At 70.2% G+C, this 14,954-nt stretch carries 12 protein-coding genes and 2 tRNA genes; 10 read left to right on the top strand and 4 right to left on the bottom strand.

Translation table 11 applies throughout. The annotated features are described in order from the left end of the window. Nucleotides 1-26: 26 nt before the first annotated feature. The 5 genes from lepB to ACQQ2N_RS09550 all read left to right on the top strand — a co-directional run bounded on the left by lepB (nucleotide 27) and on the right by ACQQ2N_RS09550 (nucleotide 4,785). On the top strand, nucleotides 27-632 hold the full coding sequence (gene lepB, locus ACQQ2N_RS09570) for a signal peptidase I (RefSeq protein WP_440225485.1): 606 nt from the start codon (nucleotides 27-29) through the stop codon (nucleotides 630-632). A 377-nt stretch (nucleotides 633-1,009) separates the two neighbouring features. After that, a complete protein-coding gene (locus tag ACQQ2N_RS09565) occupies nucleotides 1,010-1,384 on the top strand; it encodes an HU family DNA-binding protein (protein WP_440225484.1) in 375 nt (124 codons plus the stop codon). 320 nt (nucleotides 1,385-1,704) lie between these two features. Then, a complete protein-coding gene (locus tag ACQQ2N_RS09560; RefSeq protein WP_440225483.1) occupies nucleotides 1,705-2,220 on the top strand; it encodes an RNA polymerase sigma factor in 516 nt (171 codons plus the stop codon). Next, the gene (locus ACQQ2N_RS09555) at nucleotides 2,217-3,500 is read left to right on the top strand and encodes a hypothetical protein (RefSeq protein WP_440225482.1); all 1,284 of its coding nucleotides are present in this window, start codon (nucleotides 2,217-2,219) and stop codon (nucleotides 3,498-3,500) included. The genes ACQQ2N_RS09560 and ACQQ2N_RS09555 overlap by 4 nt, the downstream gene beginning before the upstream one ends. Nucleotides 3,501-3,582: 82 nt before the next feature. Next, nucleotides 3,583-4,785, top strand: a complete 1,203-nt coding sequence (locus ACQQ2N_RS09550; RefSeq protein ID WP_440225481.1) for an acyltransferase family protein — start codon at nucleotides 3,583-3,585, stop codon at nucleotides 4,783-4,785. Nucleotides 4,786-4,819: 34 nt separating this feature from the next. On the opposite strand, the gene ACQQ2N_RS09545 is transcribed toward ACQQ2N_RS09550, so the two are convergent. After that, nucleotides 4,820-6,514: a hypothetical protein gene (locus tag ACQQ2N_RS09545; protein ID WP_440225480.1), complete on the bottom strand. Its 1,695-nt coding sequence runs from the start codon at nucleotides 6,512-6,514 to the stop codon at nucleotides 4,820-4,822. Nucleotides 6,515-6,701: 187 nt separating this feature from the next. Beyond that, the gene (locus ACQQ2N_RS09540) at nucleotides 6,702-9,245 is read right to left on the bottom strand and encodes a winged helix-turn-helix domain-containing protein (protein ID WP_440225479.1); all 2,544 of its coding nucleotides are present in this window, start codon (nucleotides 9,243-9,245) and stop codon (nucleotides 6,702-6,704) included. Nucleotides 9,246-10,355: 1,110 nt separating this feature from the next. On the opposite strand from ACQQ2N_RS09540, the gene ACQQ2N_RS09535 reads away from it, so the two are divergent. The 5 genes from ACQQ2N_RS09535 to ACQQ2N_RS09515 all read left to right on the top strand — a co-directional run bounded on the left by ACQQ2N_RS09535 (nucleotide 10,356) and on the right by ACQQ2N_RS09515 (nucleotide 13,705). Then, nucleotides 10,356-10,427: transfer RNA gene (locus ACQQ2N_RS09535), tRNA-OTHER, on the top strand. Continuing rightward, a tRNA-Gln gene (locus tag ACQQ2N_RS09530) sits at nucleotides 10,426-10,499 on the top strand. Before ACQQ2N_RS09535 ends, ACQQ2N_RS09530 begins: the two co-directional genes overlap by 2 nt. A gap of 356 nt (nucleotides 10,500-10,855) precedes the next feature. Further along, nucleotides 10,856-11,977: a slipin family protein gene (locus ACQQ2N_RS09525; protein WP_440225478.1), complete on the top strand. Its 1,122-nt coding sequence runs from the start codon at nucleotides 10,856-10,858 to the stop codon at nucleotides 11,975-11,977. Nucleotides 11,978-12,039: 62 nt separating this feature from the next. Further along, the gene (locus ACQQ2N_RS09520) at nucleotides 12,040-13,257 is read left to right on the top strand and encodes an RtcB family protein (RefSeq protein ID WP_440225477.1); all 1,218 of its coding nucleotides are present in this window, start codon (nucleotides 12,040-12,042) and stop codon (nucleotides 13,255-13,257) included. A gap of 151 nt (nucleotides 13,258-13,408) precedes the next feature. Then, on the top strand, nucleotides 13,409-13,705 hold the full coding sequence (locus ACQQ2N_RS09515; protein ID WP_440225476.1) for a hypothetical protein: 297 nt from the start codon (nucleotides 13,409-13,411) through the stop codon (nucleotides 13,703-13,705). Between the two features lie 76 nt (nucleotides 13,706-13,781). On the opposite strand, the gene ACQQ2N_RS09510 is transcribed toward ACQQ2N_RS09515, so the two are convergent. Together ACQQ2N_RS09510 and ACQQ2N_RS09505 are read right to left on the bottom strand one after the other, a co-directional pair. Further along, complete coding sequence (locus ACQQ2N_RS09510; RefSeq protein ID WP_440225475.1) at nucleotides 13,782-14,303, bottom strand: tetratricopeptide repeat protein; 522 nt, start codon at nucleotides 14,301-14,303, stop codon at nucleotides 13,782-13,784. 64 nt (nucleotides 14,304-14,367) lie between these two features. Further along, nucleotides 14,368-14,886 carry a tetratricopeptide repeat protein gene (locus ACQQ2N_RS09505; RefSeq protein ID WP_440225474.1) on the bottom strand — a complete coding sequence of 173 codons (519 nt, stop codon included), beginning with the start codon at nucleotides 14,884-14,886 and terminating at the stop codon, nucleotides 14,368-14,370. Nucleotides 14,887-14,954 lie beyond the last annotated feature (68 nt).

Genomic DNA, 14,954 nt, shown 5'->3' with positions numbered 1-14,954 from the left:
GCCGTTCCGATGGAGGATTTCCGCCCATGACCGCTCCGTTCGCTCCACGCGCATGGCGCATGCTGCGCCACGACATCGCTCCGTTCCTGATCGTCGTGCTGCTGCTGACCGTGGCGCGCTCGTCGTTCGCGAACCACTACGTCGTGCCGACCGGCTCGATGGAGTACACGGTGATGCCGGGCGATCGCGTGCTCGTCGACATGCGCGCCTACGGCTGGCGCGTGCCGTTCACCGGCATCGTGTTCGCCGGGCGTGCCGAGCCGAACCGCGGCGACGTGGTCGTGTTCGACTCGCCCCTTGACGGCACGCGCCTCATCAAGCGCGTCGCCGCGATCGCCGGCGACCGCGTGAGCCTGCGCGACGGCCACCTCGCGATCGATGGCGTCGCCCTCGGCGACGGCGGCATCGAGCGCTTCGACGCGAACGAGGCGCACCTCAACCTCGATCGCGGTGGCGGACTCGACATCGAAGGTCTCGTCGTGCCGCCGGGCCACGCCCTCGTGCTCGGCGACCATCGCGGCGACAGCCTCGACGGACGCGCCTACGGACTCGTACCGAACGATGCGTTCCATGGAAAGGCCTTCGCGGTCTATTGGCGACGCGGCGAAGGGCCGACCTGGCAGGCGCTCTGAGGCGTTGCGCAGGGGTCGTCGCCGCCGCTGCCGATGTCGTGGCGACAATGAATGCGGCCGTGAAAACACGCTGTTTTCAAGGGGTTTCACGTGACGCCTGCCTTCGTCGCGCGATGATCCGCCCTGGACGGCCCGAAGGTCGGCGCGCCGGCCCACGCCACCCTCGCCGCTCCACGCTCACGCCTTGCCCGTCTTCGATGCGCGAAGCACGCGGCGGCGGTGCCGCGCAACGTTGCAGCGCACAGCGGGAAACACGTGCAAAACGCCGCGGAAACGCTATGCTGCACCGCGCTTGGTGCTGCGCGGGGGCTTGGCCTACAGTGCGCACGCCGGTGTTGCAATCCATCCATCACCCACACAGGACCATCGGGATACTTATGGCCACGAAGTCAGCGAAGAAGACCGCCCCGCAGAAAGCCGGCAAAGCCGCCGCGCCGAAGCCGATCAAGGAAGCCCTGAGCAAGTCGGGCCTCGTCGCCCACATCGCCGAAGCGAGTGGTGTCGTCGCGAAGGACGTGCGCGCGGTTCTCGCGCACCTCGAAGGCGCCATCGCCGGTTCGATCAGCAAGAAGGGCGCCGGCTCGTTCACGCTGCCGGGCCTCGTCAAGATCACCTCGGTCCAGGTTGCCGCCAAGCCGAAGCGCAAGGGCATCAACCCGTTCACGAAGGAAGAGCAGTGGTTCGCCGCCAAGCCGGCCAGCGTCAAGGTCAAGGTGCGCCCGCTCAAGAAGCTCAAGGACGCCGCTGCGTGATCCTTCCGGATGCGACGGTCGCCACGACCGTCGCATCCGCTCGCGGCACGCCACGCGTCGCCGCCGCCGCGCATACGCGCAGGCAACCCCGCAGACAGCGCTTCGCGCCCGCCTCGTCCCCTCCGCCGGTCCCTGCGCCGGATTCCCTGCCCTCCTCCTCCGCGTCCACGCGATGCCGACCGCTGCGTGCCGCAGGCGTGTGCGCGCTGCTCCGCTGCGCTTTCGCGAAGCCTGATGCACGCGCGGTGTGATGATCCGGCGCTGCGTGGCGAACAACGTCCGGGTGCGCCGCTGGGCGCGATCCACGCCACAGGAAGCCCGTGAACGCCCCATCGTCCCAGGACCGCTTCGTCGCGCTGCTCGAGGCGCATCGGCGCATCCTCTACAAGGTCGCCAACGTCTACGGCGCGCGCGCCGAGGATCGTGCCGATCTCGTCCAGGACATCGTCGCGGAGCTGTGGCACGCGTTCCCGCGCTTCGATGGGCGCGCGGCGTTCTCGACCTGGATGTACCGCATCGCCGTCAACGTCGCGATCTCGTTCCATCGCGGTGAAGGCCGGCGCGTACGCGACGCGCTGCCGATCGAGGACGCCGCGATGGACCTCGCCGCCGCCGATCGCGTCATGGACGCGGCCGGCGACGACCTGCTCGCACTGCGCCAGCTCATCGCACGCCTCGACAGCGTCGACCGCGCGCTCGTGCTGTTCCACCTCGAAGGCTACGGCCACGACGAGATCGCCACGCTGGTCGGCCTCAGCACGACCAACGTCGCCACGCGCCTGCACCGCATCCGCCAGCGCCTGCAGGACCTCGCCACCACGGAGACACCGGCATGAACGCCCCGCTCGACCTCGATGCATTGCGCGGCCGCTGGCGCGCGCTCGACCACGACCTCGACGGCGCGCTCGCGCTCGACGTCGCCGCCGTGCGGCGCACGCTCGAAGGCAAGGCGCGGTCGGCATTCCGTGGACACCTCGCCCGCCTGTGGCTGGCCCTCGCCCTCGACGCGCTCGCCCTCGGCGCGCTCGGCGCGTTCGTCGCCGTGCATCTGCACGACCTTCCCTACGTGCTGCTCGCGGGCGTGCTCATGCTCGTGGTGCTGCTCGAGACGCTGACCGACGCGATCGAATGCCGCGCGATCGCGCGCCTCGATCTCGCCGCGCCGGTCGCCGATGTCGACGCGCACCTCGCCGCGCTGCGCGCACGCCGCCTGCGCACGACGGCGACGATCCTCGTGCTGTCCGTCGCGCTGTGGGCGCCGTTCGTGCTCGTCGCGTTCAAGGGCTTGCTCGGCGTCGACCTCTATCGTGCGCTCGACCCGAGCGTGCTGCTCGTGACGCTCGCGATCGGCCTCGCGTTCATCGCGCCGGCCGTGTGGATCGGTCGTGCGGTGTCGCGTCGCTTCCGCGGCCAGGCCGGCTACGAACAGTTCCTCGACGGCAACGCCGGCATGACATGGAGCCGCGCGAACGCACGCTGGCAGGCCTATGCCGATTTCGAGGATCGCCTCGCGCACGATCCGGATGCGGTCCGCCGCGAACGCGACGCGCGCGATGCCGCCGGCATGCGTTCGAGGCTGCCGGCGTGGCGCGCGCTGCGACGCACGCAGGTGCTCGGCATCGTGGGCATGGTCGCGGCGATGCTGCCGATCGTCGCGTTCAATGCGCAGTCCGGCGGCCAGCCCGTACTGCTCGTCGCGGGCCTGTCGCTGCATTTCGCCTGCCTCGCCTCGATGGTCGCGTGCATCGTGCATCTCAACGCGCTCGCGCGCCTCGACCATGCACTCGACGATGCGCGCATCGCCGCGACGCTCGCCTGGATGGCCTCGCAACGCGCGCGCCTCGGTCGCGTGCTGCTGGCGATGTCGCCGTGGCTCGTGACAGCCGCAGCGATCGTCGCGGCGACCGCGTCAGGAACCCTCGAGACAGCGATCGTCACCTCGTGGGCCCTGCCGCTCGCAGCGGTCGCGGCGAGCGCGAGCGCGGCGCTCGGCGTCGCGCTGATGCGCCGCCCGCATGCCGCGACTGCCCTCGTCGACGCGCTGTGCTTCGGCACCTTGCGACGCACGCGCATCCTCGTCGACACGCTCGATCCTTCGCCCCCGACGCCGCGCTGACGCGCGCGCGTCACCGCCCCTTCCCCACCACACGCCGTGCGGCTGCGCCGCGCGCCGGCTCCCTGCGCCCTGGAGATGCCCCATGACCACCGCGACGCCCGAACGCCTCCACGCTCTCGACGCACTGCGCGCGGGTGCCCTCCTGCTCGGCGTCGTGCTGCACGCCGCGATCGCGTGGATGCCCGGCGCCGGCCTGTGGTGGGTCGTCGGCGATGCCGACGCCTCGCGCGCGCCCGGCCTCGCGTTCTTCGTGATCCACATGTTCCGCATGACGCTGTTCTTCCTGCTCGCGGGCTTCTTCGCACGCGCGATGCTCGAACGCCGCGGCCTGCGCGGCTTCGTCGTCGACCGCGCACGGCGCGTTGCATTGCCGCTCGCCGCGGCATGGCCGATCGTCATGACGCTGTTCGTGCTCGTGTTCGCACTCGCAGGAGCGCTCGCGCCGGAGGGCTCGAAAGCGCCTCCGCCACCACCGCCGCGTTTCACGCCCGACGACTTCCCGCTCGGCCACCTCTGGTTCCTGTGGCTGCTCGTGGTCTTCTACGCCATGGCGCTGGGCATGCGCGGCGTGTGCAGGGCGATCGACCGCGAAGCACGCCTCGAACGTGTGTACGGCGCGATCACGCGCATCGTCTCGAGGCCATTCGGCCCGCTGCTGCTCGCCCTCCCCGCCGCGTGTGCGCTCTCCACGCACGCAGGATGGATGCCGTGGTTCGGCATCCCGACGCCCGATCGCGCGCTGATCCCGAACCTGCCCGCGTTCGTCGCGTACGGCAGCGCGTTCGCGGGTGGATGGCTCGTGCAGCGCGAAGCCGACACGGTCCTCGCACGCTGGCGTGCGGCATGGCCCTGGCATCTCGTGCTCGGGATCGCCGCGATCGCGACATGCCTGGTGCTGCTCGGCCTCTTGCCGAGCGGGCGCGAAGCCGACACCACGGGATTCGCGGCGGCGTGCGCGATCGCCTACGCCGCCGGCGCCTTCGCGCTGCCGGTTGCGCTGGCCGGCCTGGCGCTGCGCTTCATGGCGGGCGAGCGTCGCGTGCGGCGCTACGTGGCCGACGCGTCGTACTGGATCTACCTCGTCCACCTGCCGGTCGTGATGGCCGTGCAGGTCGGCTTCGCGCAGGTCGCGTGGCCGTGGTGGGTCGAGTGGCCGGCGACGCTTGCGGTCTCCGGCGTGGTGCTGTTCGGGAGTTACGCGCTCGTCGTGCGCGACACGCGCCTCGGCGCCTTCCTCGATGGCGGACGCCGACGGCGCAGCGCCGCCGTGACCGCCGCGGGATGACGCGACCGGCGCACGCGGCGCCGGTCGCGCGAGCTCAATCGAAACCGTTCGCGAAGATCGCGTCGTTGCCGCCCTCGACGATCGGGCGCATCAGGAACGCGCGGCCCGGGATGTCGTCGTAGATGCCGATGCCGACGATCTCGCCGCGGTTGTTGATGTCGAGCGGATGCGCGAGTGCGGTCCAGCGTGCCGCGGCGACCGTGTCCTCGATCAGCGACTTGAGTTCGTACTTCTGGCCGTCGATCCAGACCCAGCCACGGTTCGGATTCTCGGACCAGCCGTTGAAGTCGTCGCGTCCGACGATCCAGCCGGCCTCGTTGATCGCGTTGGCGACGCCGGTCGAATAGTCAGGATCGAAGTCGCCGAGGTCGACGATCGTGCCGTCGCCGCGCCACATCACCGAACGCGCACCGATGCCCGTGCCGCGGCTCCAGCCGACCACCGTGCCCGCCGAGTTGATGTCGCGGGTCTGCACCGTGGCCGGCGTGCCGAGCGGCATCAGCTCGCGGAACGACGCGTCGCTCGAGTCGTAGACCCAGCCGCCGTTGACCGAACCGCCATGGCCCGTGACGAGGCCGTTCTCGCTGATTGCCTCGGCGGCACCGGCGTGCGTGCCGTTGGGGCGGCGGATGATCGTGATGCCGTCCGCCTGCGTCCACAGGAACGCGCCGGCGGCCTCGCCGACGACCTGCCCCGCGGAGTTGACGTCCCACGCCATCGACGAACCGGTCATGGTCGGCGTGATGTCGATCATGCCGGTCGCTTCGGTCCAGAAGAACGCGTGCGCGACCGAGGCGCCCGGAAAGTCGCTGGCCGGTGCCATCGCATAGCCGGCGACATGGCCGGCGTTGCTGAGGCCGCGCGCGATGCCATGGTCCGTGCCGCTCGGCATGAGCGAGCCGATCGACGCCATGATGCCGTTGCGCCAGATGAACGGCTGCTCGACCCAATCCTCGTTCATCGCGACGCCGACGACCGTGCCCGAGTCGTTGATCGCGTGCGCGTTGGCGAGTTCGCCGCCGAGCGTGCCGATGTCGACGATCTCGTAACGGGGCACCTTGACCGGCGCGCTGCCGCGCGTGATGCGCAGGTTGTCGACGCGCACGTCGAAGTCGGTGTCGACCCACGGCTGGTACGGGATCGTCGTGAAGATCGAGGTTTCGTTGACCGACGCGAGCACGTCGGCGAATGTCGTGCCGGACGGCAGGATCGGACCACCGGTCCCCGGATCGTCCGCACCCGTGCCGCCCCAGCCGGCCGGCATCGTCGTGGAGCGCGGATCGAACGTGACCGAGTACGTCGTCCAGCCCTGGCCCGAGGAGAGTTCGCCGAGCACGTACCAGACCGAGGCGTTGCGGTCGAACGCGCGGAACGACACGATCAGCGGGCGCGTCACCGGCGCGCCGCCGACGCTCACGTCGTCGGCCTTGACGTCGACGCTGAACGTGACCGACTCCGCCGTCGCGAACGAGCCGAGGAACGGCGACGTGCCGCCGAAGATGTCGTCGATGTAATAGGCGAGATCGTAGACGTTGGCGTCCGTGTGTGCGTTCGCACCCGGGTTGCCGCCGATCGTGTCGATCGTGGTCGTGCCGCTGCTCGCGAACGGCGGGTTCCAGCCTTCCCAGCCGTTGTCGAACGTGATGGTCGCGTCCTGCGCCAAGGCGGCGCCGGCGAACAGGAGGGTGCCGGCCAGCAGGGCGCCCCGGATCGGGTGTCTCGTCTGCATCGGAGGGATCTCGCTATGCGTGTCGCGTGTGGGTCGGCGGGCCCGCCTGGCGGGATCGCGGCTTCGGAATCGGTTCGCAACCGATGCCCGAGTATCGGAGCGCGTCGCGGGCAGGCGCACTCCGGGAACGCTCGTCAGCGTTCCGAAAACATTCCGAAAACACTCTGAAACCTCGCTGCGCTGCGGATCAACCGCCGGCAGGTGGTGTGGCGGGACCTTCGCGACGCTGGCCCGGCAGCGCGCGCTCGCCGGCCAGGCGCAGGGCACGATCGGTCGCCTCGCGCGCCGCGGCCGCCTTGCCGAGCGCCTGGTAGAGCCGCCCCTGTGCCCAGGCGACGCGGAAATCGGACTCGGCCCAGCTCGACAGGTGCCCGGCCAGGGTCCCGGCACGCTCGAGGTCGCCGGCATCGATCAGGGCCAGCAGGTAGGGCTGGGTGATCGCGACGGTATCCTCGGGGACGGCGACGCCACGCAGGGACACGACGGCGCTCTCGTAGTCGGCGAGCGCGACCTCGCGACGCCCCTCGATCCAGGCCTGCTCGGCACGCGCGAACGCGCCCCACGCCGTGCGCCACGTGTCGGGACGTTGCGCGAGCCAAGCCTCGAAACGGTGCGTGGCGGTGGCGGCCTCGTCGATGGATCCGCTGCGCCTCAAGGCACGCAGCCGCATGACGCTGGTCAGTACCCAGGGGCGGCTGTCCCCGCCGGGAAGCTCGAGCGCCGGCACCAGCGCTTCGCCCGCGAGGCGCGCGGCCTCGGCATCCTGGCCCCGCAAGGCGGCGACACGCGCCTCGAGCGAACGGCCCATCGCCAGCGGGACGGCATCGGCTGCCGTGTCGGCGCCTTCGCGCAGGCGTGCGAGCAGAGCGTCGGCCTCGGCGAGCCGCCCCTGGGCCACGCAGACCTCGGCACGCCGCATGACCGCTTCCCAACGCAGGCGCTGGTTCGGAACGTGGCGCTCGGGCGGCCAGGTGCGTTCGATCGCCGCCCAGGCCTCGTCGACCTGCAGCAACTGCAGGTAGGCATCGGCCAACGCGAGCCGCGTGTAGGCGAGTTCCTCGCCCGCTGCCAGGCGTGCGAAGCGCGCCTCGACGTCGCGCAGTCGCCGCGCGGCCTCGGCGGGACGGTGGCGCAGCGCATCGACCGCCGCGAGGTTGGCCTCGACCTGGGCGATGCCGAGCAGGTTGCCGGCACCTTCCATCGCGGTACGTGCGCGGCCGAGTTCGTCGAATGCGACGTCGAGTTGGCCGGCGACCGCCGCGGTGATGCCGAGTCCGAGCAGCGACAGGCCGAGATCACTGCCGTCGCGTCCCGCAAGCAACCGCGCGGCCTCCTCGTAGGCCGCGCGCGCCGGCGCGATCTCGTCGCGGCGCACATGCAGCGCCGCCAGCGTGTTGAGCGCACGTCCGCGCAGGCCGGGATCGAATGCGGCATCGTCGAGCAACCCGCGCAGGCGCTTCTCGGCCTGCGCGTAGTTCCCCGCGCGCAGGTCCACGTTGGCCATCAGGTAGATCACCTCGGGGTGGTCGCGCAGCTCGGGCGGCGCATCGCCGACGAGATCGGCGGCGAGGGTCATCTGGCCGGCGAGCGACGCTGCATGCGCGCGCTGCAGCAGTTCCTCGAGCGGGCGCCCGTGCCCCTCGCCGCCTGCGGGAGGCGTCTGGCCGAGCTTGATGAGCAGCGAATCGGCCGCCGCGCGCGCCGCCGCGAGCACGTCCTCCGACTGGCCGACCGCGAGGAGATCATGGCCGGCGCCTCGCACCTGCAGGTCGACGCGCCAGCGCGCACCATCACGCGTGACGCGCGGCTCGATGCGCAGCGTGTCCGCCGCGAGCGGATCGACGCTGCCCGGCGAGGCTTCCTCGCGCGCCTTGACCAGGCCGACCACGCTGTCGCTGGGCACGGTCGGCACGCGGCCTGCACGCAGGCGGTTCGACACGAGGTCCATGACGCCGAGACGCAGCCACGCCCAGTCCTCGCCGGCCTCGACGCTGGCAGGCCAGACGATGGCCGCGGAAGGCGACTGCATCTCGCTGCCCGCGACGGGATCCGATGCGGCCATGGGCGCTTCGACCGGTGCGCGCGACAAGCGCAACGTGGCGACGGTCGCGACCGCGACGATCGCGACCCCGAGCAGCGCCCCGAGCGCGACGCGACGCGCGCGCGGACGAGGCGGAGGCGATACCACCTCCGGCGAGCGGGGCGAGGCGGCTTCCGGTTCGTATCCGGCCTGCTGCGCGGGTGCGGTGTCCTGTCCGGATGGGGCTGCCGCCGCCGGGACGCGCGAAGGCGACGACGGCACACCATCCGCTACGGAAGGCACGACCTCCACGGCGTCCGCCGAAGCGGCGTCCGGCGAAACCTCCATCGTCGCCGCATGCGCAGGCGCCGCCGACATGTCGGATACGTCATCGGCCATCGTCGTGGCCGCGACGAAGCGATAACCGAAACGCGGCACCGTGCGCACGTACTGCTGCTCGCGCCCGGTGTCGCCGAGCACGCTGCGGATGCGCACGATCGCCTGGCCGAGCTGCGTATCGGTGACGCCGAGGCGCCCCCAGATCGCACTGATCAGCTCGTCGCGCCCGACCGCACGTTCGCGATGCGCGACCAGATAGGCGAGTCCGTCGAATGCACTGCTCGGCAGCGCGAGGCGCTCGTCACCACGCCGCAGTTCGCGTGCGGCGGGATCGAGGCGGAACGGTCCGAAGTGGTAGACGGGACGAGGCATCGCGGAGGCATCGGGCAACACGGTGGAGTGTAGCGGCTGGCACGCGACGGGCCACGCGCCCGCCACGCGGCACGGCGGTCACCGGAGCGCCGATCAGGCGTCAGCGACACCATTCCTCACGTTCTCCGCGTCGGCTCAGGACGAACGACACATGGCGTACGTCGCGTCGGGACCGATCCGCATCCGACGCTCCACGCAGACGTGACCTCGCGCCAGCGGCGAACCTGCCGGCACGGCTTCGCGTGCGACGCCTGCTGGATGACCGGCGCGGGGATGCCATGCACGTTGGGAGCCTCGCACAGCGTGCGAACGAACATCGCCGCCTGATGAAGAGCCGCGTGCGGAACGCACACCGCCTCGTGCCCGGCGCGTACTCGTGGCAAGCCGGAACCTGCCTTCTCCACCGCCTCGCAGAAAGGATTATCGACCGCGCCGACAGCACGACATGACGACGCGAAACATTCACCCACGAGCGACCAGGAAAAATAATCGCGACGACCGATTGAAAATGCTTGCAATGCCTCTCCCGCACGCGTAATGTCCGCGCCATCGCCAGCGGGCGATCCCATTTCCATCTTTGAAGACCGTCACGATGAACCGCCTTCCCGTCCACGCCAAAGCCTGCTCGCCGCGCCCCGTGCGCGTGCCGATCGCGCTCGCGTACGGCTGCAGGATGCAGCGGTTCTGCGGCGGCAACCCGCCCGACTGATCCCCGCCTCGCGGAGATCGGTCACCCGATCTCCGAGGAACACGAACGCCCTCGGATGCCATTCCGGGGGCGTTTTCATTTGCGCGTTCGCACAAGGAGATCAAGATCACGCGGCCATGCCGCGGAACGGTTTTTCGTGCGCATCGAGATAATGTTTTTCATTCGATTATTCCGGATGCATGCCGGAGGCTTTCCATCGCCTCCACGGCATGCCTCGGGATAATCACGAGGCCGTGCACGGGACCGCTTTTCGCGATGGCATGACCGCACCTCATGGTGCCCCGAACGGGCGACCATGCACGGCATCACCGACGGATTCCTGCGGTACGGCATCGATGCCGTCCGGTGCGCACGGCACTGCCGCTCGCGCATGCCCGAACCCGCACGGAGTGCTGCGCAGAGTGACGTTGGCTCAGAGGTAGAGCAGCGGCATGTGCCGCGGGTCGCAGGTTCGAGTCCTGCACGTCACCCCATTGGATAGCTCAGTCGGTTAGAGCTCTGGACGTTGACTCCAGCGGTCGCGGGTTCGATTCCCGCTCCAACATGACCTGTTACGTCATGACACGGGACGCAAGTCCCTCCACCAGGAAACGCCCCGTGCGGCGGTTCCGGAATGCACCACGCGCAAGCGTGGCGCACGAAGGCACCACCGCAGCGGCGGCATCGCCGGACCCACGCCCCCTGCCCCGCGCGGCCTTGCGCACGCGGCATGCACGGATCGAGGCCGGTGACGGCAAGTCCCCCACGGGCGGGCACGCGGGTTCCGCGATGCCGGTCGCCAGGGGCGTTTCCCCCTCTTCATGTGCAGGCAACGCCTGCACGGACACCCCACGCGCGAACCGGTCGGCGCGCGGACGTGACACCCGTACGGACCGGACCACCAGAGCCAAAGGAGAACACCATGTTCTGGACCAAGACGGTCGTGATCGGAGACGGCGAGCGCGGCCTGGTGTATCGCAACCGTCAGCTGCAACGCGTGATCGGGCCGGGCGAGTATCGCTGGTTCGATCCGCGCGGACGCCTCGACGTGGTCGTGCACGCGATCGCGCAGGGCGAGTACACCGGGCGCGACGTCGACACGCTCGTCGCGCGCCTCGGCGAGCGCCTCGGCGAACACTTCGTGCTGGCCGACCTCGGCACCGCTGAAGCCGGCCTCGTGCTGAAGAACGGCAAGCTCGAGGACGTGCTCCCGCCGGGTACGCGCAAGCTCTACTGGCGTGGCCTCGTCGGCATCGCGATCGACCGCGTGCACCTCGGCGAGTCGCTCGAGGTCGCGCCCGAGGTCGTGCGCCGCCTGCGCCAGCTCGGCACGCTCGCGAAGCTCGCGGTCGTCGTCGACGTGCCGGTCGAGTCGACCGGCCTCGTGTTCGTCGACGGCAAGCTCGCACGCACGCTCGAACCGGGTGCGTACGCGTTCTGGAACTTCAGCCGCAACGTGTCCGCGGAGGTCGTCGACCTGCGCGTGCAGGCGGTCGAGGTATCGGGCCAGGAGCTGCTCACGCGCGACAAGGTCTCGCTGCGCGTGAACCTGTCGGCGAACGTGCGCGTGACCGACGCGGTCGCCGCGCGTACCAAGGTCGCCAAGGCCAGCGAGCACGTCTACCGCGAGCTGCAGTTCGGCTTGCGCAAGGCGGTCTCGACGAAGACCCTCGACGAGCTGCTCGCCGACAAGGCCGCGCTCGACGGCGAGATCTTCGCCAGCGTGCGCGGCAAGGTCGGCGGCTTCGGCATCGAGGTGCTCGGCGTCGGCGTCAAGGACGTGATCCTGCCGGGCGACATGAAGGAGATCCTCAACAGCGTCGTGCAGGCGGAGAAGGCGGCCCAGGCCAACGTGATCCGCCGTCGCGAGGAGGCGAACGCCACGCGCTCCCTGCTCAACACCGCGAAGCTGATCGAGGAGAGCCCGGTGCTCATGCGCCTCAAGGAGCTCGAAGCGCTCGAGAAGGTGACAGAGAAGGTCGACAAGCTCACCGTGTTCGGCGGCCTGGACGGCGTGCTGAAGCAGCTGGTGACATTGAAGTGAGGACCCGGCGCGGCGGCAGGAGCCGCCGCGCCGGCCGGAAAGGATCCAACACGGACAAGGACATGAACACCTCGTACGAATTCCTGCACGCCGAAGGCAGCACCACGCCGATCAAGGGCTGGGTGCGCGGCGTGCCGCTCGAAGCGCAGGCCCACGCGCAGCTGCGCAACATCGCGGCGATCCCGTTCGTCGGACCGTGGGTGGCGGTGATGCCCGACGTGCACCTCGGCAAGGGCGCGACCGTGGGCTCGGTGATCCCGACGCGCGGCGCGATCATCCCGGCCGCGGTCGGCGTCGACATCGGCTGCGGCATGGCCGCGGTGCGCACGACGCTGCGCGCACGCGACCTGCCCGACTCGCTCGCGCCGCTGCGCGCGTCGATCGAACGCACCGTACCGGTCGGCAACGGCCCCGGCGGCGAGCACCGCAAGCTGCCCGACGGCATCGACACGCGCGTCGCGGACTCGGGCCTCGCGTCCCGCCTCGACGCGATCAAGGACAAGCACCGGCGCATCCGCACCGACAAGCTCGATCGCCAGCTCGGCACGCTCGGCGGCGGCAACCACTTCATCGAGGTCTGCCTCGACGAGGAGGATCGCGTGTGGGTGATGCTGCACTCGGGTTCGCGCGGCACCGGCAACCTCATCGGCACCTACTTCATCGAACGTGCCCGCGAGGAACTGGCACACCGCGTGCTCGGCTTCTACCTGCCGGACAAGGACCTCGCGTTCTTCATGGAAGGCGAGCCGCTGTTCGACGACTACGTGGAGGCGGTGTCGTGGGCTCAGGACTACGCACGCCACAACCGCGAGGCGATGATGGCGCGCGTGCTCGCCGAGATGCGCCACACGCTGCCGAGGTTCCAGCTCGACCGCGTCGCGGTGAACTGCCACCACAACTACGTGCAGCGCGAGACGCACGGTGGCGAGTCGCTGCTCGTCACGCGCAAGGGTGCGGTCAGCGCGCGCGCGGGCGAACTCGGCATCATCCCGGGCAGCATGGGCACGAAGAGCTACATCGTGCGCGGCAAGGGCAACGCCGAGAGCTTCCACAGCTGCAGCCACGGCGCGGGCCGCGTCATGAGCCGCACCGAGGCACGCCGCAGCATCACGCTCAAGCAGCACCGCGAGGCGACCGCGCACGTCGAATGCCGCAAGGACGACGCCGTCATCGACGAGTCGCCGGCCGCGTACAAGCCGATCGACGCGGTGATCGCGGCGCAGGCCGATCTCGTCGAGGTCGTGCACACGTTGCGGCAGGTGGTGTGCGTGAAGGGCTGAGATCCGGGTACCGGTGCCGATGGCGGCACCGGTACCCGCGTCGACGCGCGCCTGATCCCGTGCGGCCTCGCTCGCCTGACCATCGCCATGCCCGCGGGTGTACCCTGCGGTCATGGACGCCGATGGCCGATCGCACCACGACATCAAACGCATGATGGACCGTCTCGCCGGCATCGAGAGCGTGCCCTACCTCCTGCTCGGCATCGCGACATTCGGCGTGGGTACGCTCGCGCTCGCACGCTGGGCGCTCGGGCATCTCGAGCAGGGACGCTGGCTGCCGACAACCGGCGTGGTCGCCGCGTCGCTGGCCGCACCAGCGCTGCTGTTCGCGCTGGCCCGGCGCGGCCGTCGCTTCACGGCGCTCGCGGTCGTGATGATGTGGCTCGGCTTCGTCGCCTACGGCCTCGCCGAGATGGGCTACGCACTGCCGGCAGCATGGTGGCCGTAGGGCATCGGAGGCCACGTCGAGGCGCGCCCCGGAGAGCGGCACGCCTTCGCCATCGCCTCCGCAACGCCGCGTCAGCTCACTCCTGCGGCCTGACCCCGAGATAGCCGGCCGCCGCCGTCACCGTGGACCAGAACTCGTCGGTGATCGCGAACGACTTCGCGTACAACGCCTCGGCGCCCGCGCGATCACCGGCCAGGTGGTAGTAGGCGCCGATCTCGGCGATGTCCTTCTCGTCCTTCGGGTTCTCGCGCACGAAGCGGTCGAACAGCACCTTGGCGCTCTGCCAGTCGCCGGCCTCGCGGTAGGCGCGCGCGATGCGCAGCACGTCGCTGCTCTGGTGCTTGCCGGCGAGCAGCGCGTCGAAGATCGCCTTGCCCTCGGCCTTCATGCCCGCGAGCAGGTAGATGCGGCCGACCGCGATGCGCTCCCAGCTGCCCTTGCCGGCCTGCACCAGCGCCTGTTCGAGCAGCGCCTTGCCCGCGTCCTTCTCGGGCATCGCCTTGTAGGCATTGATGTCGATGCGCACCTTCGCGGCCATGCCCGTGCCGACACCGAGCGCGAACACGAGCGCGCCGGCCATGAACAAACCCTTCTTCATCACGCTTCCCCTGTGTGTGTGTGTTGTCGTCGATGGAACGGCCTGCCCGTGACGGGCCGTACCGTCACGGCTGCGGTGCGACGCCGTGGTAGGCCGCCGCCGCGGCGAGCGTGGCCCAGAATGCGTCGGTGACCTGGAACGAGCGCGCGAACAGCGTGTCGGCCGTGGTGCGGTCGTCATGGATCAGGTAATAGGCTCCGATCTCGGCCATCTCCTTTTCATCCCGCGGGTTCTCGCGCACATAGCGGTCGAACAGCGGCTTGGCCTTCGCCCACTCGCCCGCCTCCATGTACACGCGGCCGATGCGCATGAGGTCGCTCGCGGCAGGCTTCTTCGCGAGTACCGCATCGAACAAGGCCTGGCCTTCGCTGCGCGATCCCGCGAGGTACAGCACGCGACCGACGCCGATGCGTTCCCAGCTGCCGTCTCCGGCCTGGCGCAACGCGATGTCGAGCAACGCCTTGCCGGCCTCCTCCTTCGACTTGCCGTGGAACACCGAGGTCTCGACCTTCTTCCCCGCGTGGGCGATCGACGCCCCGAACATGGCGAGCGCGAACGCTCCTACGATGCAACGCTTCCTCATTCCCTGATGCCCCTGTGGTGATGCGCCTGCTCCGCCGTGGCGGTCTCGATGGGATCACGACCCGGCAG

Origin of the sequence: Dokdonella aquatica (assembly GCF_051987395.1) — a bacterium.
Taxonomy (GTDB): Bacteria; Pseudomonadota; Gammaproteobacteria; order Xanthomonadales; family Rhodanobacteraceae; genus Dokdonella.
This window is presented reverse-complemented; position numbering and strand designations above follow the sequence as displayed.

Bases quoted from the DNA above. Each gene is read 5' to 3' on its own strand.
- lepB (WP_440225485.1), top strand. From the start codon at position 27: ATGACCGCTCCGTTCGCTCCACGCGCATGGCGCATGCTGCGCCACGAC.
- ACQQ2N_RS09565 (WP_440225484.1), top strand. From the start codon at position 1,010: ATGGCCACGAAGTCAGCGAAGAAGACCGCCCCGCAGAAAGCCGGCAAA.
- ACQQ2N_RS09555 (WP_440225482.1), top strand. From the start codon at position 2,217: ATGAACGCCCCGCTCGACCTCGATGCATTGCGCGGCCGCTGGCGCGCG.
- ACQQ2N_RS09550 (WP_440225481.1), top strand. From the start codon at position 3,583: ATGACCACCGCGACGCCCGAACGCCTCCACGCTCTCGACGCACTGCGC.
- ACQQ2N_RS09545 (WP_440225480.1), bottom strand. From the start codon at position 6,514: ATGCAGACGAGACACCCGATCCGGGGCGCCCTGCTGGCCGGCACCCTC.
- ACQQ2N_RS09540 (WP_440225479.1), bottom strand. From the start codon at position 9,245: ATGCCTCGTCCCGTCTACCACTTCGGACCGTTCCGCCTCGATCCCGCC.
- ACQQ2N_RS09525 (WP_440225478.1), top strand. From the start codon at position 10,856: ATGTTCTGGACCAAGACGGTCGTGATCGGAGACGGCGAGCGCGGCCTG.
- ACQQ2N_RS09520 (WP_440225477.1), top strand. From the start codon at position 12,040: ATGAACACCTCGTACGAATTCCTGCACGCCGAAGGCAGCACCACGCCG.
- ACQQ2N_RS09515 (WP_440225476.1), top strand. From the start codon at position 13,409: ATGATGGACCGTCTCGCCGGCATCGAGAGCGTGCCCTACCTCCTGCTC.
- ACQQ2N_RS09510 (WP_440225475.1), bottom strand. From the start codon at position 14,303: ATGAAGAAGGGTTTGTTCATGGCCGGCGCGCTCGTGTTCGCGCTCGGT.
- ACQQ2N_RS09505 (WP_440225474.1), bottom strand. From the start codon at position 14,886: ATGAGGAAGCGTTGCATCGTAGGAGCGTTCGCGCTCGCCATGTTCGGG.